Below are 18,248 nucleotides of genomic sequence, written 5' to 3'. Positions count from 1 at the left end.
CGATAAGATAATATGACAATGCAAGACGCGTCCGAAGGGTTCCCGGAGCTCCGGGAGAAAGCCGAATACGTTGCCGAGCGGCTGGGGCTGATGGCCAATGCCAGCCGGCTGCTGATCCTCTGTGCGCTGGCGGAGGGCGAGACCTCGGTGGGCGAGCTGCAGCGCAAGGTCGGGATCAGCCAGTCCTCGCTCAGCCAGCACCTGGCGCGACTGCGCAACGCCGAGATGGTGGCGACGCGCCGCGAGGCCCAGACCATCTTCTACCGCCTGGCCGACGGCGAGGTCGAAACCATGATGGCGGCGCTTTACGACACGTTCTGCGCCGGGGCCGCCCGGCAGGGAGAAACGCCCGCCATCGCCGGGAGCGGCGCGCAGGACTAGCACCGCGCGGCCGGCAACCGGAAGGCCGCGGGGCTCCGCGGGCCACCGGCGGACCCCGCCCGGCAGCCCCGCGGATGCGGGGTCCGAACGGGCGCGGGCCGGGCCATCACTGCGGCGCCTGGATGCTCTTCAGGTAGGCCGCGAGGTCGGCGATGGCGCGGCTGGTCAGGATGCTCTGCCCGGTCCAGGTCCGGCCGAAGGCGGGCTCGGTGTCGAGCGCCGGGCCAAAGGCCGGCATGATGAGCCCGTGGGCGCGCACCAGGGCGCGGCCGTCGATCTTGCGCACCACCTCGAATTGCGGGAAGGCGCCGCCGTTGCGCGCGGCGAGCCCGGTGAGATCGGGCGGCCGCGCGACCAGAAGTTCGGCAAAGGGGCCGTCTCCGCGAGCGTCGCGGCCGTGGCACCCGCTGCACAATTCGGCGTAGAGCCGGCCGCCGGTCTCGACCGAGGGCGGCGTTTCCGGAGTCTCGGCCAGCGCCGCCGAGGCGGCGAAGACGAGGATCGACGCGATGGCGCGCATGGCTTCCTCCCTGATCGGGTTGTGCAGAAATCCGCGCGCACGGTCCCTGCCCGGCCGCCCGCTTCCGGGACGGCCGGCGCGCTCCGGCGCCGGGCGGCGTTTCGTGCGGCTCAGACCGCGACGTTGCGCGAGGCCTCGTCCGCGGCGTCTTCCGGCGCGGCCCCGTTCCCGGCCAGCATGTCGGCCAGCCGCGCGCCCTCGCGCTGGTAATCGTCCAGCATCCGGCAGCCGTAGCGCAGCAGCTCGACCTGCGCGTCGAGCGCATTGGAGCAATGCAGGATGCGTTGCTGCGCCTCGGTCCCGGCCCGCGCCCGGCGGGCGGCGAAGTCCATCCATTCCGCGCCGAACGCGGTCCAGCGTTCCGCCATCAGTACCGCCGGCAGCAGATCGGGCGATGCCTGGCGCCACGGGGGCGCCGGCGTCGCGGTCTCCGCGCTGCTTTGGGTGTGATCCTCGGCCATCCCATGCCCTCCCCTGATTGGTGATACCGCGATCCTAGCGCATCGACGGCCGGATGCATTGACCGAGATCAAGTCAACCCCGGCGCGTGCGCCGGGCATGACGGCCCCCGCCCGCGCTTCGCGGCATCGCCGGGCGCCGCGCCGCGCGCGTCACTGCACCGCGCGGATCGCCGGATAGGCGGTGCGGAAGGCGGCATGGGCGTCCTCGAACGCCCCGATATGCGCCGGGTCGGGCACCACCGGCTCGGCCATGGCCGGCGGCCGGATGACCTCCTCGAGCGGCGCGCCGGTCGCGGCGATCCTCGCCAGCCGCGCCGCACCGATCGCCGCGCCGAACTCGCCGCCCTCGGGCGGGACCAGGGGCAGGCCGAACACGGTGGCGATCAGCTCCACCCAGTAGCGCGACCGGGCACCGCCGCCGATCACCGCGAGCCGTTCAAGCCGCGCGCCGGCGCCGCGCAGCGCCTCGAGCGAATCGCGCAGGCCGAAGGCCACGCCCTCGAACACCGCGCGGGTCAGGTCGTCGCGCGTGGTGTCGGTGCCGAGCCCGGTGAAGCTGCCGCGGATCGCGGAATCGTTGTGCGGCGTGCGCTCGCCCGAGAGATAGGGCAGGAACCGCACCCGGCCGGGCGCCTGCAGCGGCCCGTCGAGCGACGCGGCCAGGTCTCCCGGCCGCGCCCCGGTGATCCGCCCGAGCCAGTTCAGGCTGTCGGTGGCCGAGAGCATCACCCCCATCTGGTACCAGCGTCCCGGCACGGCGTGGCAGAAGGTGTGCAGCGCGGTCTCGGGCGCCGGGCGGTAGCCGTCGCGCGCCGCCAGCAGCACGCCCGAGGTGCCGAGCGACACGAAGCCCTGGCCCTCGTCGAGCGCGCCGATGCCGCAGGCCGCGGCGGCGTTGTCGCCGGCGCCTCCGGCCACCACCGGCGCGCGGTCGAGCCCCCATCGCCGCACCAGATCGGCGCGCAGGGTGCCGGCCGGCTCCGAGCCCTCGACCAGCCGCGGCATCTGCGCGCGGCGCATGCCGCCGGCCTCCAGCAACGGCGCCGACCAGTCGCGCCGCGCGGTGTCGAGCCAGGCGGTGCCGGCGGCGTCCGACATGTCGGTGACGTGTTCGCCGGTCAGGTAGAGGTTCAGGTAGGCCGCGGGCAGCAGCACCCGCGCGGTGCGGGCGAAGATCTCGGGCTCATGGGCGCGGACCCAGAGCAGCTTGGGCGCGGTGAAGCCGGGAAACACGATGTTGCCGGAGCGTTCGCGCAGGTGCGGCAGGGCGTCGAGCCGCGCCGCCTCGGCATGGGCGCGGGTGTCGTTCCAGAGGATGCAGGGCCGCAGCACCCGGTCCTCCGCGTCGAGCAGCGTGGCGCCGTGCATGTGCCCCGCCACGGCGATCCCGGCCAGCGCGCGGAAGGCCGGCTGCTCGGCCGCGAGCCGCCCGGCCGCCCGGTCGAGCGCGGCGATCCAGTCGGCCGGATCCTGTTCCGACCAGCCGGGCTTCGGATGGCTGGCGGCGTAGCTCTCCTCGACCGAGGCGATGGCCCGTCCGGCATCGTCGACGAGGAGCGCCCTGAGGCCGGACGTGCCGAGATCGAGACCGAGATAGCTCATGCGCCGCGCTCCTGTTCCTGCCCCCCGGGAGCACCGGCACAGGGCCGGCACGGGGCCGTGCTCCGGTGATATTCCGGCGCTGGTGCCGCGTCGAGGCCGGAGGCGGGGCCGGCCCCTTGTCGTGCCGGCGGGAGGTGCGGCGGGGGGCGGACCGGGGGCGCTGCCCCCGGACCCCCGGGATATTTCGGCTCAGAAGAAGGGGCGGCGGTGGGCGCGCGCCGCCGCGACGGGCCGCGTGCAGCGTGCCGGTCAGCGTCGATATCGGGAGAGGATGGTGGGTGATGAGGGATTTGAACCCCCGACATCTTCGATGTGAACGAAGCGCTCTACCACTGAGCTAATCACCCGATGCCGCGCGTCTTAGCGAGGCCCCGGAGCGGGTGCAAGCGGTTTTTCCCGGCGGTCGGGCGCCCGCTATCGCGATCGAAAAAGGGCGCCGCGCGGATGCGCGGCGCCCCTGTCGAGGTCGCTCCGGGACAGCCCGGATCAGTGCGCCACGGCGCCGGTTTCGGCGTCGGACTTGGCGATGGCCTGGGCCGCGGCCTCCTCGGCCTCCTCGTCCCAGTCGACCGCCTCGGGTTCGCGCACCAGGGCCAGTTTCAGGACCTCGGAGACATGCGTCACCGGGATGATCTCGAGCCCCGAGGTCACGTTCTCGGGCAGTTCGGCCAGGTCCTTCTCGTTCTCCTTGGGGATCAGCACCGTCTTGATGCCGCCCCGGAGCGCCGCCAAGAGCTTCTCCTTCAGCCCGCCGATGGCGCTGGCATTGCCGCGCAGCGTCACCTCGCCGGTCATCGCGATGTCCTTGCGGACCGGAATGCCGGTGAGCACCGACACGATCGCCGTCACCATGGCGAGGCCCGCGGAGGGGCCGTCCTTGGGCGTCGCGCCGTCGGGGACGTGGACGTGGATGTCCCACTTCTCGAAGCGCGGCGGCTTCACCCCGATCTGCGGGCTGATCGAGCGCACATAGGACGAGGCGGCGTCGATCGATTCCTTCATCACGTCGCCGAGCTTGCCGGTGGTCTTCATCCGGCCCTTGCCCGGCAGGCGCAGTGCCTCGATCTGCAGCAGGTCGCCGCCCACCGAGGTATAGGCCAGCCCGGTCACCACGCCGACCTGGTTCTCTTCCTCGGCCAAGCCGTAGCGGTGCTTCCGCACGCCCAGATAATCCGCGAGGTTCTCCGGCGTGATGGTGACCTTCTCGACCTCCTTCTTGACGATCTTGGTCACCGCCTTGCGCGCCAGCTTGGCCAGTTCGCGCTCGAGATTCCGCACGCCCGCCTCGCGGGTGTAGTAGCGGATCACGTCGGTCAGCGCGGCATCGGTCACCTCGAACTCGGATTCCTTCAGCCCGTGATTGCCGATCTGCTTCGACAGCAGGTGGCGCTTGGCGATCTCGGCCTTCTCGTCCTCGGTGTAGCCCGAGAGCGGGATGATCTCCATCCGGTCCAGAAGCGGGCCCGGCATGTTGTAGGAGTTGGCCGTGGTGATGAACATCACGTCAGACAGGTCGTATTCCACCTCGAGATAGTGGTCCACGAAGGTCGCGTTCTGCTCGGGGTCGAGCACCTCGAGCATGGCGCTTGCCGGATCGCCGCGGAAATCCTGGCCCATCTTGTCGATCTCGTCGAGCAGGATCAGCGGGTTGGTGGTCTTGGCCTTCTTCAGCGCCTGGATGATCTTGCCCGGCATCGAGCCGATATAGGTCCGGCGGTGGCCGCGGATCTCGCTCTCGTCGCGCACGCCGCCGAGCGAGATGCGGATGAACTCGCGCCCCGTCGCCTTAGCCACCGACTGGCCGAGCGAGGTCTTGCCGACGCCCGGGGGACCCACGAGGCACATGATCGGCCCCTTCAGCTTCTTCGAGCGCTGCTGCACCGCGAGATATTCGACGATGCGCTCCTTGACCTTGTCGAGGCTGTAATGATCGGCGTCGAGCACGCCCTGGGCGCGGCCCAGATCCTTCTTGACCTTGGACTTCTTGCCCCACGGGATCGACAGCATCCAGTCGAGATAGTTGCGCACCACCGTGGCCTCGGCCGACATCGGGCTCATGTTCTTGAGCTTCTTGATCTCGGCATCGGCCTTTTCGCGGGCCTCCTTGGAGAGCTTGGTCTCGGAGACCTTCTTCTCCAGTTCCTGGACCTCGTTCTGGCCGTCCTCGCCGTCGCCCAGCTCCTTCTGAATGGCCTTCATCTGCTCATTCAGGTAGTACTCGCGCTGGGTGCGCTCCATTTGGCTCTTGACGCGGGTCTTGATCTTCTTCTCGACCTGCAGCACCGACATCTCGCCCTGCATCAGGCCGTAGACCTTCTCCAGCCGGTCGGACACCGCGACGGTCTCCAGAAGCTCCTGCTTCTGCTTCACCTCGATGCCGAGATGACCCGCCACGAGATCGGCCAGCTTCGCCGGCTCGGTGGTCTCGCCGACCGCCGAGAGGGCCTCCTCGGGGATGTTCTTCTTGATCTTGGCATAGCGCTCGAACTCGTCGGCCACCGACCGCACCAGCGCGGCGATCGCGGTGGCGTCGCCCGGCATCTCGTTGAGATATTCGGCGCGCGCCTCGAAGAAGGCGTCGTTCTCGAGATATTCGGTGATCTTCACCCGCGCCTGGCCCTCGACCAGCACCTTCACGGTGCCGTCGGGCAGCTTCAGCAGCTGCAGGACGTTGGCCAGCACGCCGGCCTTGTAGATCGCATCGGAGCTCGGATCGTCCTCGGCCGGATCGACCTGGCTGGCAAGCAGGATCTGCTTGTCGTCGGCCATCACCTCCTCCAGCGCGCGCACCGATTTCTCGCGCCCGACAAAGAGCGGCACGATCATGTGCGGGAACACCACGATGTCGCGGAGCGGCAGCACCGGATAGGACGTGTTGAGAGGCTGTTGCATGAGCTTTCCTTCGTCTCGGCAAGACGGCCCGCGCCCCAGTCCGGCAGCGCCGCCGTCTCCTCTTTCGGTCTCTGAAATTGGGGGCGAGACTAACCCTTTTCAAGCTCGCCCTGCCAGAGCGAAAGCTGCCGGAACGCCCTCCCTTCGTCGGGCGTCCGGCCGCTGCAACAAGATGTAGCCCTCAAAGGCGGGAAGGAAACCGCGCCGCGGCCGCCCCTCAGCTGCCGCGATAGGTCGCGTAGCCGAACGGCGAGAGCAGCAGCGGCACGTGATAATGCACCGGCTCGGACATGCCGAAGCGGATCGGCACCACGTCGAGGAAGCGCGGATCCTCGGCCGGCACGCCGCTGGCGTCGAGATAGGCGCCGGCGCGGAATTCAAGCTCGTAGGTGCCGGGCGCGAAGTCGCCCTCGCCGAGGATCGGCGTGTCGGTGCGGCCATCGGCGTTGGTGGTCGCCTCGGCGATGCGGCTGCGGCGGTCGCCCTCGATGCGGTAGAGCGTGATGCCCAAGCCTTGGGCGGGACGGCCCCGCGCGGTATCGAGAACGTGGGTGGTGAGATATCCTGCCATTTCCGTCTCCTCTGTTGCAGGGCAGTGTCCTACAGGCCTGTCCGTCCCGCAATTTCGTGGCGGTTGGCAACAGCTTCCAATGGAATTTGAAAAACGATCCGGTTCGTTCGGATTACAAGGAAATGAAGGCAAGAGGGAGCAAGACGTGCAGAGATACCCGCGCGACATGACCGGCTACGGCGCCACACCCCCGGATCCGTGCTGGCCCGGCGGCGCCAGGATCGCGGTGCAGATCGTGCTGAATTACGAGGAAGGCGGCGAGAACAACATCCTGCACGGCGATGCGGCCTCCGAGGCCTTCCTGTCCGAGATCACCGGCGCCCAGCCCTGGCCGGGGCAGCGGCACTGGAACATGGAATCGCTCTACGAATACGGCGCCCGCGCGGGTTTCTGGCGGCTGCACCGGATGCTCGGCGAGCTGCCGGTCACCGTCTACGGCGTCGCCACGGCGCTGGCGCGCGCGCCCGAACAGGTCGCGGCGATGCGCGCCTCCGGCTGGGAGATCGCCAGCCACGGCCTGAAATGGGTCGAGCACAAGGACATGCCGGAATGCCAGGAGCGGGCCCAGATCCGCGAGGCGCTGCGGCTGCACGAGGAGGTGACCGGCAGCCCGGCCCGCGGCTGGTATACCGGGCGCTGCTCGATGAACACGCTGCGGCTCGCGGCCGAGGAAGGCGATCTGGCCTACATCGCCGACAGCTACGCCGACGACCTGCCCTATTGGCAGCGCCTGGGCGGACACGACCAGCTCATCGTGCCCTATACCATGGATTGCAACGACATGCGCTTCGCGATCCAGGCCGGCTTCACCGAGGGCGGGCAGTTCGAGACCTACCTGAAGGACAGCTTCGACCAGCTCTACGCCGAGGGCTGCGCCGGCGCGCCGAAGATGCTCTCGATCGGGCTGCATTGCCGCATCGCCGGCCGTCCGGGCCGCGCCGCGGCGCTGAAGCGGGCGCTCGACCACATGGCCGGCCATGACGGCGTCTGGTTCGCCACCCGGCTAGAGATCGCCGAGCACTGGGCCGCCACGCATCCGGCGCCGCGTCGCGCCCGGCCCTCGGAGATGGACCGCGAGACCTTCGTGCGCGAATTCGGCGGCATCTTCGAGCATTCGCCCTGGATCGCCGAGCGCGCGCACGGGCTGGAACTCGGCCCCACCCACGACACCGCGCGCGGCGTCCATGCCGCGCTCGCCCGAATGTTCCGCGGCGCCAGCCCGGAGGAGCGGCTGGGCGTGCTGACGGCCCACCCCGACCTCGCCGGCAAGCTCGCCGCGGCGAAGCGGCTGACCGCCGAATCGACCTCCGAGCAGGCCTCGGCCGGGCTCGACGCGCTGACCGATGCCGAGCGCGCCCGCTTCACCGAGCTCAACGACGCCTATACCGCGCGGCACGGCTTCCCCTTCATCATCGCGGTGCGCGACCACGACAAGGCGGGCATCCTCGCGGCCTTCGAGCGCCGGCTCGACAATGCCCGCGACACCGAGTTCGCCGAGGCCTGCCGCCAGGTCGAGCGCATCGCCGAACTGCGCCTGCTGGAGAAGCTCGGGCGATGAGCGTGCACATCGCCATAGAACCGCTCGACCGGGCGGCCTTCGCGCCCTTCGGCGATGTGCTCGACACCGAGGGCGCGCCGGACCGGCTCATCAACCAGGGGCTCTGCGGGCGCTACCACGACCGGGCGCGGCTCGATTTCGGCGACGGCCGGGCCGGTATCAGCCTGTTCGACGCCGAGCCGCGCAGCCTGCCGTTGCTCCTCGACATGGTGGAGCGCCACCCCGAGGGCAGCCAGTGCTTCGTGCCGATGAGCCATGACGCCTTCCTCGTCGTGGTGGCCCCCGACGAGGCCGGCCGGCCGGGCCGGCCGCGGGCCTTCTGCACTGCCCCGGGCCAGGCCGTCAACTTCCACCGCGGCGTCTGGCACGGCGTGCTGACGCCGCTCTCCGCGCCCGGGCTGTTTGCCGTCATCGACCGCATCGGCCCGGGGGCCAACCTCGAGGAACACTGGTTCGACACGCCCTACACCGTCGCCTGAGCGACGTCGTCCCCGTCGCCCGCCAGGGCGGCGCCCATCCCTGCGGAACGCGGCGCCAAGACCGCCTGCAGGCCCAGACCCGACAGGGGGATTTTTGATGACCTATGCCGCATTGGGAACGCCGCAGCAGCTGCGCGATCCGGATTACACGCCACCCCTGGCCCAGGCCGTGCCGCTGGGCATCCAGCACGTCCTCGCCATGTTCGTCTCGAACGTCACGCCGGCGATCATCGTCGCCGGCGCGGCGGGCTTCGGCTTCGGCTCGAACAGCCCGGACTTCCCCGAGCTGATCTACATGATCCAGATGTCGATGTTCTTCGCCGGCATCGCCACGCTGTTCCAGACCCTCGGCATGGGACGGGTCGGCGCGCGGCTGCCGATCGTGCAGGGCACCTCCTTCGCCTTCCTGCCGATCATGATCCCGCTGGTCGCCGGCCAGGGCGTCGGCGCCATCTCGGTGCTGATGGGCGGGGTTTTCGTGGGCGGCTTGTTCCACGCCAGCCTCGGCCTCTTCATCGGCCGCATCCGCTTCGCCCTGCCGCCGCTGGTCACCGGGCTGGTGGTGACGATGATCGGCCTGGCGCTGGTGCGGGTCGGCATCCAGTACGCCGCGGGCGGCGTGCCGGCCATCGGCACCGAGGAATACGGCAGCCTCGGCAACTGGTTCGTGGCCTTCGTGGTGATCCTGGTGACGCTCGGGCTGAAATTCTTCGCCCGCGGCATGCTGTCGGTCTCGGCGGTGCTGCTCGGCCTGATCGCCGGCTACCTGGTGGCGATCCCGATGGGCATGGTCAGCTTCGGCAATATCGGCAATGCCGCGGTGATCGCCTTGCCCGACGCCTTCCATTTCGGCATGTCCTTCTCCTTCGCGGCGATCCTCGGCTTCTGCCTGATGGCCTTCGTCTCGGCGGTCGAGACGGTGGGCGACGTCTCGGGCATCACCAAGGGCGGCGCCGGCCGCGAGGCCACCGACCGCGAGATCGAAGGCGCGACCTATGCCGACGGCATCGGCACCGCGATCTCGGGGCTGTTCGGGGCGCTGCCCAACACCTCGTTCAGCCAGAATGTCGGCCTGATCGCGATGACCGGGGTGATGAGCCGCCACGTGGTGACCATCGGGGCGATCTTCCTGATCCTCTGCGGGCTGATGCCGAAGGTCGGCGCGGCGATCTCCACGGTGCCGATCGAGGTGCTGGGCGGCGGCGTCATCGTGATGTTCGGCATGGTGGTGGCGGCCGGTGTCTCGATGCTGTCGGATGTCGACTGGAACCGGCGCAACATGGTGATCTTCGCCATCGCGCTGTCGCTGGGCTTCGGCCTGCAGCTCGAACCCGGCGCGCTCCAGCACCTGCCGGAGACGGCGCGCGTGCTGCTGACCTCCGGCATCCTGCCGGCGGCGCTGATCGCCATCGTGCTGAACCTGCTGCTGCCGCAGGAGCTGAGCGCCGAAGCCACCGAGGAGGTGTCGGGCGGGCTCACCTCCCGCAACCCCGAGAGCCGGGCCGCGCCCGAAGCCTGACCCCGGCACCGCCGGTCCCTGCGCGCCCGTCCGGCATCCCCGGGCGGGCGCGTCGCGTTTCGGGCCCGCCCGGGAACCCGGGCCGCACCGCCGAAGTTCGTCTGGGTCACATGCAGTCAGCCAGATATTTCTCACAGCAGGAGCCGACATGTCGATCTACGAGGCGATCAAGGCCGATCACGAAACCCACCGCGACCTGATGGCGCGCATCGCCGCCACCGAGGGCGCCTCCGACGAGCGCCGCGAGGCCTGGGACGCCTTCTACCACGACGTCAAGAGCCACGCCGCGGCGGAGGAGGAGACCTTCTATTCCAAGCTGATGTCGAAGACCTGGGGTCAGGACGCGGCGCGCCACTCGGTCGAGGAGCATGCCGAGATGGACGACCTGCTCGAGGAACTCAACGAGATGGACATGTCCTCGTCGGGCTGGCTGACCAAGTTCAAGACGCTGCGCGAGGAATACGAGCACCACATGGACGAGGAGGAGGACGAGGTCTTCGGCCGCGCCAAGGAGGTGATCCCCGCCAGCGAGATCAAGGGCTACGGCGAAGAGTTCAAGAAGCGCAAGGACGAGGAGATGAAGCTCGTCGAGGCCAAGCGCGAGGATTCGCTCGAGGATTGAGCCGGCCCGGCGCCCGCGCGCCCGCCCCCCGGGCGGACGCGCGGCCAGCCTCAGGCGGCCAGGTGCGCCGGTTTCTTGCCGGCAATGATCATCGCCAGGATGTCGTCGGTGGTCACCGCGTCGACATCGACCACACCCACCAGTTCGCCGTTCTTCATCACCGCGGCGCGGTCGCAGAGCTTCTTCACCTGATGTACGTCGTGGTCGATCAGGAAGATGCCGAGGCCCTGCCGCTTCAGCTCCTCGATCAGCTCGGCGACCATCTGCGTCTCCTGGGGCCCGAGCGCCGCGGTGGGCTCGTCCATGATCAGGATCTTGGCGTTGAAATAGACCGCGCGCGCGATCGCCACCGATTGCCGCTGGCCGCCCGAGAGCGCCGAGACCGGCGCGTTGAACTTGCGGAAGTTGGGGTTCAGCCGCGCCATGATCTTGCGCGTCTCGGCCTCCATAGCGCTGTCATCCACCAGCCCGGTGGCGGTGGTCAGCTCGCGCCCCAGAAAGAGGTTGGAGGCGGCGTCGAGATTGTCGGCCAGGGCCAGCGTCTGGTAGATCGTCTCGATATTGTAGCGCCGGGCGTCGCGGGGATTGTTGATCACGGCCTTCTCCCCGTTGACGAAGACCTCGCCCGAATCCTGCTTGTAGGCGCCCGACAGGCACTTGATCAGGGTCGACTTGCCGGCGCCGTTATGGCCCAGCAGGCCCACCACCTCGCCGGGGTAGAGATCGACCGAGACGTGGTCCACGGCTTTGATGCCGCCGAAGGCGATGGAGATGTCGCGCATCTCCACGAGGGGGGTTCCGCTGCGGTCCACCATCATTTCGCTCCCGTGCGCTTGCGGTAGAGGATGTCGATCAGCACGGCGAGCACCAGCACGCCGCCCACGACGATGTTCTGGAACGGCGCGTCGACCCCGACCATCGCCATGCCCGATTGCAGCGACTGCATGATCAGCGCGCCGAGGATGGCGCCGTAGATCGTGCCGATGCCGCCCGCCAGCGCGGTGCCGCCGATCACCGCCGCGGCGATCACCCGCAGCTCGTCCAGCGTGCCGATGTCGTTGGAGTGGAAGGTCAGGCGGGCCGAGGCCACCACCGCGCCCAGGGCGCAGAGAAAGCCCATGATGGCGAAGACCTTGACGGTCAGGAAGCGGGTGTTGATGCCCGACAGCTCCGCCGCGTCCGGGTTGCCGCCGGTGGCGAAGATGTAGCGCCCGAGCCGGGTCTTGCGCGCCACCACCGTCATCACCACCGCGACGAGGATCAAAAGCAGCACCGAATACGGGATGCCGTAGCCCTCCGAATAGCCCTCCGGCATGGTCTCGCCGCGCGCCTCGAACATCCGCTCGAGCCGGTTCGAAGGCACGTCATAGGCGTTCAGCACCGCGACGAAGCCCAAGATCACCGCGGCGATGATGGCGCCGAGCACGACCTCGGCCCAGAGCGGCTTGACCGGGAATTCGTGCTTCAGCTTGGAGCGCCGTCCGGCGGCCAGCGCCAGCAGCGCCAGGATCACCGCGACGATGCCGACGATCCACGAGGCCTGCTCGCCCAGCGTGCCATTGATGCCGCCGAACAGCTGGAAGGTCTCGTCGAGCGGGCCGATGGTCTGGCCGCGGGTCAGGTACCAGGCGACGTTGCGCCAGATCAGCAGCCCGCCCAGCGTGACGATGAAGGCCGGGATCGCGAGGTAGCCCACCAGCCAGCCCTGGAAGCCGCCGATGGCGATGCCGGCGAGCAGCCCGACCAGGATCGCCAGGGGCGCGATCAGCGCCGAGCCGAGATCGAGGCCCAGCACCTGCGGCAGCCAGACGGTCTGGGTCATCGCCATCACCGCCGAGGTGGTGGCGAGCAGCGAGCCCACCGACAGGTCGATGTGGCGGGTGACGATGATGAACACCATGCCCTGCGCCATCAGCGCCACCGAGACGGTCTGGATGGTCAGGTTGAAGATGTTGCGCGGGGTCAGGAAACGTCCGTCGGTGAAGACGTTGAAGACCAGGCAAAGCACCACGAAGGCGCCGATCATGCCGAGCAGGCGGGTATCCACCTCCAGCGTGTCGAGAAGCCCCTTGCGGCGCGGTGGTGTGGCGGTGGCGCCGGCGGAATCGCTCATCCCTCGATCCTCGTGATGGCGGTGGCAGACAGGGTTGCGGCCCGCGCCGGCCGGGGCGTCCCCCCGAGGTCGGCCGGCGGCGCGGGCCCGGGCGCGGCGGCGGACCGCCGGTGCCCGGGGCCCCGGACCCCGCGTGCGCCGCGGGTCCCGGGGCCGGGTCTCAGCTCAGTTGCAGGGCGCCGGGCCGTTCTCCACGCCCTGGCAGAGCGCGTCGACCTCGATCCAGCCGGCATCGGAGACCACCGACAGGTTGTCCTTGGTCACCGGCACCGGCTCGAGGAACTGCGCCCAGAGCGTGGTGCCCGCGGGCGAGGTCCATTCCTCGGCGCCCTCGATCGCCGACATCTCGGTGCCGCCGGCCAGCTCCACGGCGATCTCGCCGGCGCGCTTGCCGAGCTCGCGGGCATCCTTCCAGACCGACACGGTCTGGGTGCCCTTGGCGATCCGGTTCAGCGCCGCGTGGTCGCCGTCCTGGCCGGAGACCGGGATGCCCTCGAGCCCCTGCGCGGAGAGCGCCGCGACGGCGCCGCCGGCGGTGCCGTCATTGGAGGCAACCACCGCGTCGACGTTGTTGTCGTTGGCGGTCAGGATCTGCTCCATGTTGCGCTGCGCGTTGGCCGGCAGCCACTGGTCGGTATAGGCCTCGCCGACGATGGTGATCTTGCCGGCATCGATCGCCTCCTGCAGGACCTCCTGCTGGCCGCCGCGCAGGAAGTCGGCATTGGGATCGGTGGGCGAGCCCTTGATCATCACGTAATTGCCCTCGGGCGCGGCCTCGAGCACGGCGCGGGCCTGCATGCGGCCGACCTCGACGTTGTCGAAGGTCAGGTAGAAGGCGCGCTCGTCCTCGATCAGGCGGTCATAGGCCACCACCGGGATGCCCTCGTCGGCCGCGGCCTGCACCGCGGGGCCGATGGCGCTGGCGTCCTGCGCCAAGACGATCAGCGCGTCGACGCCCTGGGCGATCAGGCTCTCGACATCGGAGAGCTGCTTGGCCGAGGAGGATTGCGCGTCGGTCGAGACGTATTCCGCGCCGGCGGCCTCGAGCGCCTGCTTGATGGCCGCCTCGTCGGTCTTCCAGCGCTCCTCCTGGAAGTTCGACCAGCTGACGCCGACGGTCATGTCCTGGGCGAAGGCCGGCGCCGTGAGGCAGGTGGCCGCCGCCAGCGCTGCGAACAGCGTTCTACGATGCATGATGATGTCCTCCCTTGGGTCTGACCCTTTGCGGGTCTCCGGTCAGTGTGCCGGGGCCCGGTCATACTCGCATATTAAATTCGGTTGTCAAAATAAAACTCGCGCCCCATACTGCGGCACAGGGAGGAAATACCGAAGGTTGGCGCGTCTCTTGCTCCGATGGCGCTGCGCTGCGGCGATTTCTCAGAATTTTAGTTCGGGGGCCGAACATAATGTGTGCGGAGATCTCCGGTGACGGGGCGCCGAACCCGGGCTGCGGTCCGCGAATCGCCCCGATGTCGGAATCCATGCGGCCGTTGCGCCAGCAGGTCTTCGAGCGGGTCCGCGCCGCCGGCGCCATCAGCCGCGCCCAGATAGCCAAGGAACTGGGCGTCAGTCCCGCCTCGGTCACCGCCCAGACCTCGGAACTGATCGAGCGCGGCCTGCTCACCGGGTTGCGGCTCAACCGCGACCCCGACGACAGCGGCTGCGGCCGCCCGCCGGTCGGGCTCGGCGTCCGGCCCGGCGCCTTCGTGGTGGCCGGGCTGAAGCTCTCCGACCGCGAGCACAGCGCGGTGATCGTCGATTTCGCCGGCAACGCGCTGGCCTCGGCCAGCGCCCCGGGCGGCGGCGTCGACACGCTGGGCGCGCTGCTCGACGCCATGGAGACGCTGCTGGACGAGGTCTGCGCCGGCGCCGGGCTGCGCCGCGAGGCGCTCGCCGCGGTGGGGCTCGGCCTGCCCGGCTTCGTCGACAATGCCAGCGGCCGGGTCTTCTGGTCGCCGGTGATCGACGCGCCCGACGTGGCGCTGGCGGCGGCGGCCAGCGCACGGCTCGGCCGGCCGGTGACCATCGACAACGACGCCAACCTCGTGGCCCTGGCCGAGCTCTGGTTCGGCCGCGGCCGCACCCTGGCGGATTTCGCCGTGGTCACCATCGAGCACGGCGTCGGCATGGGGCTGGTCATCAACCACCGGCTCTACCGCGGCGCCCAGGGGCTCGGCATGGAGCTCGGCCACACCAAGGTGCAGCTCGACGGCGCGCTCTGCCGCTGCGGCCAGCGCGGCTGCCTCGAGGCCTATGTCGCCGATTACGCCCTCGCCCGCGAGGCCACGGTGGCGCTGAACCGCATCGACCGCCCGGCCCTGCCGGTGCCGATGCTGCTGGAGCGGCTCTATGACCGCGCCAAGGGCGGCGACGCCGCGGCACGCACCATCTTCCACCGCGCCGGGCGCTACCTGGCGCTGGGCCTCGCCAATGTCGTCAACCTGTTCGACCCGGAGCTCATCATCCTCTCCGGCGAGCGCATGCGCTACGACTATCTCTACGCCGCCGAGACGCTGGAGGAGGCCGGCCGGTTGGCGCTCAACACCGGCCGCGGCGCGCCGCGCATCGAGGTCCATGCCTGGGGCGACCTGCTCTGGGGCTACGGCGCCGCCGCGCTGGCGCTCTCGGCGGTGACCGAACGCGAACTGGGTGCGGCGCGCGAGGAGGTTCCGGCATGAGGCTGGCCGCCGCGCTCATCATCCTGCCCGCCCTCGCCGCGGCCGGCAGCCCGCGCTTCGAGGACCGCGCCGATGCCCTGCCCGGCCCGGCCCATGTCTATGCCGGCGGCTGGGAGCATTTCGTCGGCGGCGGCGTGGCGATCCTCGATTGCAACGGCGACGGCCGGCCCGATTTTCTGGCCGCCGGCGGCAGCAACCCGGCCCGGCTCTACGTCAACGCGACCCCGGCGCCGGGCGCGAAGCTGGCCTTCCGCGACGGCGGGCTCAAGGACCTCACCGGGGTCACCGGGGCCTATCCCCTCGACATCGACGGCGACGGCGCGCTCGACCTCGCCGTGCTGCGGGTCGGGCCGAACCTGCTCCTGAAGGGCGACGGCGCCTGCGGCTTCGCCGATCACGGGGAGGCCTGGGGCTTCGCGGCGGGCGACGCCTGGAGCACCGCCTTCGCCGCCACCTGGGAGCCGGGCCGGAACCTGCCCACCCTCGCAATCGGCAATTACGTCGACCGAAGCGACCCCGAGGGGCCGTTCGGCGCCTGCGACGGCAACGAGCTGCACCGCCCCGAGGGCGGGCGCTACGTGGATCCGCTGCCGCTCGAGCCCGGCTATTGCGCGCTCTCCATGCTGATCTCCGACTGGCAGCGGACCGGCAGGCCGGAGCTGCGTATCTCCAACGACCGGCACTATTACCTGCGCGACGGCCACGAACAGATGTGGCGCCTCGACCCGCTGGCCGAGCGCGGCCCCGCCGACGGCTGGGAGCGGGTCTCGCTCTGGGGCATGGGCATCGCCTCGGGCGACCTCGACGGCAACGGCTATCCCGACGTGATGCTGACCTCGATGGGCGACCAGCTGGTGATGCTGAACGCCGCCGGCACCCTGTCCCGCGCGCCCTACGCGCTCGGCACCTATGCCCAGCGGCCGCATGCCGGCGATGACGGCCGCCCCTCGACCGGCTGGCACGCGGAGTTCGCCGACATCGACAATGACGGCCGGCTCGACCTGTTCATCGCCAAGGGCAATGTCGACCAGATGCCGTCGAATGCCATGGCGGACCCGAACTCGCTGCTCCGGCAGGGGGCGGACGGCACCTTCCGCGAGGTCTCGGTGGCCGCCGGCATCGCCACGCCGGACCGCGCCCGCGGCGCCGGCTTCGCCGATTTCGACGGCGACGGGCGGCTCGACCTGGTGGTGGTGAACCGGCGCGCCGCGCTGGAGCTCTGGCAGAACGTCACCGCCGGGGCCGGTCACGCGTTGGCGCTGGAGCTCGCCCAGCCCGGCCCGAACCGCCACGCCGTCGGCGCCTGGATCGAGGCGCGCAGCCCCGACGGCGTGCAGGCGCGCGAGGTAACGGTGGGCGGCGGCCATGCCGGCGGCCGCGCCGGCCCGGTGCATCTGGGTCTCGGCCGGCACGCCGGGGCCGAGATCCGCGTGCGCTGGCCGGACGGCGCCTGGAGCAATTGGCAGCGCCTCGAGGCGGGCCGGACCCACCTGCTCCGCCGCGGTGCGAACGGCCGCCTCAGCGCTGAACCGGCAGGCCGCTCGGCACGCTGACCGGGATGCCGAGCCGCCCGGCGAGCGCCGCCTCGTCGGTCAGCGCTGCGAGAAAGGCCAGCAGGGCCGCCACCTCGGTCTCCGACAGCGCCCGCCCGGAAACGGCGGCTGCCGAAAGCGCCGCGCGGTCGCTGCCCGCCTCCCAGACCTCCCAGGCCGCGTCGGCCAGCGCGCCGCCGGGCAGCACGGCGCGCGGCCGGTAGGCCGCCAGCCCCGCGACCGGGTCGGCATGGTGGCGCAGGAACGCCGCGAGATCGTCGAAGGCGCCGGCATGGCCCCAGGGCCCGGTGCGGGTGACGTTGCGCAGGGGCGGCGTGCGGAAGGCGAAGGCGTCCCCGGCCCGGCCGGTGACCCGCAGCCGGCCGTCGTCGCGGGCATGGTCCTCGAACCGCGCCTTCTTGCCGGGGCCGAATTGCGGCTCACCCATGGCGTGGAAGCCCATGTCCGAGAGCAGCGGCCCGGAATGGCAGGACGCGCATCCCGCAGTGCCGTAGAACAGATCCGCCCCCGCCGCCGCGGCGCCTTCGAGCCGCGCCTCGCCGCGCAGGGCGCGGTCGAACGGGCTGTCATCGGCGCGCCATTCGACCGCGACGAAGGCCGCGATGGCGTTCGAGATGTCGGTGAAGGCGATGGCGCGGCCGGCGGCGATCTCGGGATAGACGCCGGCGAAACGCCCGGCGTAGCCCGGGATCGCCGCCACCCGCGCCGACAGCAGCTCCCAGGCGCCGCCGGGCCCGGTGATCAGCCCCTGCCGCACCGCGCGGGCGATCTCGTTCTCCTGGTAATGCCCGGCCATCTCGTCGGCGGAGAGCACCGGGAACATGGTCTGCGCCGAGAGCAGCGAGGCGAAGCCCGCGACCATCTCCTCCTCCATCGGGGTGCGCAGCCCCGAGGGCCGGCCGGGATCGACCTCGATGCGGCCGTCATGGAACATCACCGTCATCTGCCGCGCGCCCATGTTGAAGAGCGGCGGCGCGTTGCGCGGGATCAGCTCCTCGGGCGGGTTGGCGGGATCGGCGACGCGCTCCGGCCCGAGCCCCAGCCCGCCCTCGCCCATCCCCAGCGACAGCCCGTCGCCGGTGGCGAAGCGCGGATGGTGGCAGGTGGCGCAGGAGATGTTGCGGTTGCCCGACAGGATGGGATCGTAGAACAGCAGCTGGCCAAGCGCGACCTCGGCCGGCGCGTGAGGCGGAAAATCCGCCGCGCCCAGCGGCTCGGGCCAGCCCGCCTCGCGCGCCGCCCCGCCCCCCGTCACCAGCCCCGCCAGCAGCGCCGCGGCCAGGGACCAGCGCCACCCCC

The 18,248-nt window shown here is 70.6% G+C and carries 16 protein-coding genes and 1 tRNA gene; 7 read left to right on the top strand and 10 right to left on the bottom strand.

Features of this window, described 5'->3' with window-relative positions; all coding sequences use genetic code 11:
- The first annotated feature begins 18 nt into the window (after nucleotides 1–18).
- Entirely contained in the window at nucleotides 19–381 is a 363-nt protein-coding gene (locus tag ACXYMW_RS05415) for an ArsR/SmtB family transcription factor (RefSeq protein WP_459034275.1), read from the top strand.
- A 106-nt stretch (nucleotides 382–487) separates the two neighbouring features.
- On the opposite strand, the gene ACXYMW_RS05410 is transcribed toward ACXYMW_RS05415, so the two are convergent.
- The 6 genes from ACXYMW_RS05410 to uraH form a co-directional block, all read right to left on the bottom strand.
- The gene (locus ACXYMW_RS05410) at nucleotides 488–901 is read right to left on the bottom strand and encodes a c-type cytochrome (RefSeq protein WP_459034274.1); all 414 of its coding nucleotides are present in this window, start codon (nucleotides 899–901) and stop codon (nucleotides 488–490) included.
- Nucleotides 902–1,011: 110 nt separating this feature from the next.
- Nucleotides 1,012–1,362: a hypothetical protein gene (locus ACXYMW_RS05405; RefSeq protein ID WP_459034273.1), complete on the bottom strand. Its 351-nt coding sequence runs from the start codon at nucleotides 1,360–1,362 to the stop codon at nucleotides 1,012–1,014.
- 150 nt (nucleotides 1,363–1,512) lie between these two features.
- Entirely contained in the window at nucleotides 1,513–2,964 is a 1,452-nt protein-coding gene (gene xylB, locus ACXYMW_RS05400) for a xylulokinase (protein ID WP_459034272.1), read from the bottom strand.
- 272 nt (nucleotides 2,965–3,236) lie between these two features.
- Nucleotides 3,237–3,311, bottom strand: a tRNA-Val gene (locus ACXYMW_RS05395).
- A gap of 139 nt (nucleotides 3,312–3,450) precedes the next feature.
- Complete coding sequence (gene lon, locus ACXYMW_RS05390; protein ID WP_459034271.1) at nucleotides 3,451–5,856, bottom strand: endopeptidase La; 2,406 nt, start codon at nucleotides 5,854–5,856, stop codon at nucleotides 3,451–3,453.
- A 217-nt stretch (nucleotides 5,857–6,073) separates the two neighbouring features.
- Complete coding sequence (gene uraH, locus ACXYMW_RS05385) at nucleotides 6,074–6,427, bottom strand: hydroxyisourate hydrolase (protein ID WP_459034270.1); 354 nt, start codon at nucleotides 6,425–6,427, stop codon at nucleotides 6,074–6,076.
- Between the two features lie 145 nt (nucleotides 6,428–6,572).
- Here uraH and puuE point away from each other — a divergent pair, with 145 nt between their 5' ends.
- The 4 genes from puuE (at nucleotide 6,573) to ACXYMW_RS05365 (ending at nucleotide 10,605) form a co-directional block, all read left to right on the top strand.
- Nucleotides 6,573–7,985 carry an allantoinase PuuE gene (gene puuE / locus ACXYMW_RS05380; RefSeq protein ID WP_459034269.1) on the top strand — a complete coding sequence of 471 codons (1,413 nt, stop codon included), beginning with the start codon at nucleotides 6,573–6,575 and terminating at the stop codon, nucleotides 7,983–7,985.
- Nucleotides 7,982–8,464, top strand: coding sequence for an ureidoglycolate lyase (locus tag ACXYMW_RS05375; RefSeq protein ID WP_459034268.1), 483 nt, complete (start codon nucleotides 7,982–7,984; stop codon nucleotides 8,462–8,464). Before puuE ends, ACXYMW_RS05375 begins: the two co-directional genes overlap by 4 nt.
- Before the next feature lie 97 nt (nucleotides 8,465–8,561).
- Nucleotides 8,562–9,983, top strand: a complete 1,422-nt coding sequence (locus ACXYMW_RS05370; RefSeq protein WP_459034267.1) for a uracil-xanthine permease family protein — start codon at nucleotides 8,562–8,564, stop codon at nucleotides 9,981–9,983.
- A gap of 148 nt (nucleotides 9,984–10,131) precedes the next feature.
- Nucleotides 10,132–10,605 carry a hemerythrin domain-containing protein gene (locus ACXYMW_RS05365; protein ID WP_459034266.1) on the top strand — a complete coding sequence of 158 codons (474 nt, stop codon included), beginning with the start codon at nucleotides 10,132–10,134 and terminating at the stop codon, nucleotides 10,603–10,605.
- A 50-nt stretch (nucleotides 10,606–10,655) separates the two neighbouring features.
- Here the strand turns inward: ACXYMW_RS05365 and ACXYMW_RS05360 are convergent, their stop codons facing one another.
- From ACXYMW_RS05360 to xylF, 3 genes are all read right to left on the bottom strand, one after another.
- Nucleotides 10,656–11,420: an ATP-binding cassette domain-containing protein gene (locus ACXYMW_RS05360; protein WP_459034265.1), complete on the bottom strand. Its 765-nt coding sequence runs from the start codon at nucleotides 11,418–11,420 to the stop codon at nucleotides 10,656–10,658.
- Complete coding sequence (locus tag ACXYMW_RS05355; protein WP_459034264.1) at nucleotides 11,420–12,718, bottom strand: sugar ABC transporter permease; 1,299 nt, start codon at nucleotides 12,716–12,718, stop codon at nucleotides 11,420–11,422. Before ACXYMW_RS05355 ends, ACXYMW_RS05360 begins: the two co-directional genes overlap by 1 nt.
- A gap of 165 nt (nucleotides 12,719–12,883) precedes the next feature.
- Nucleotides 12,884–13,912 carry a D-xylose ABC transporter substrate-binding protein gene (xylF, locus tag ACXYMW_RS05350; RefSeq protein ID WP_459034263.1) on the bottom strand — a complete coding sequence of 343 codons (1,029 nt, stop codon included), beginning with the start codon at nucleotides 13,910–13,912 and terminating at the stop codon, nucleotides 12,884–12,886.
- Nucleotides 13,913–14,124: 212 nt separating this feature from the next.
- On the opposite strand from xylF, the gene ACXYMW_RS05345 reads away from it, so the two are divergent.
- Both ACXYMW_RS05345 and ACXYMW_RS05340 read left to right on the top strand, forming a co-directional pair.
- Complete coding sequence (locus ACXYMW_RS05345) at nucleotides 14,125–15,396, top strand: ROK family transcriptional regulator (protein ID WP_459034262.1); 1,272 nt, start codon at nucleotides 14,125–14,127, stop codon at nucleotides 15,394–15,396.
- Nucleotides 15,393–16,949 (top strand): CRTAC1 family protein, encoded by a 1,557-nt coding sequence (locus tag ACXYMW_RS05340; protein WP_459034261.1) that lies wholly within the window; start codon nucleotides 15,393–15,395, stop codon nucleotides 16,947–16,949. The genes ACXYMW_RS05345 and ACXYMW_RS05340 overlap by 4 nt, the downstream gene beginning before the upstream one ends.
- Here ACXYMW_RS05340 and ACXYMW_RS05335 read toward each other — a convergent pair.
- Entirely contained in the window at nucleotides 16,915–18,219 is a 1,305-nt protein-coding gene (locus tag ACXYMW_RS05335) for a cytochrome-c peroxidase (RefSeq protein WP_459034297.1), read from the bottom strand. The genes ACXYMW_RS05340 and ACXYMW_RS05335 overlap by 35 nt on opposite strands.
- Nucleotides 18,220–18,248 lie beyond the last annotated feature (29 nt).

It is taken from the genome of Roseivivax sp. CAU 1761 (assembly GCF_054482755.1).
Note: the sequence above shows the minus strand (reverse complement) of the source record. Positions and strands in the feature narration are given on the sequence as shown.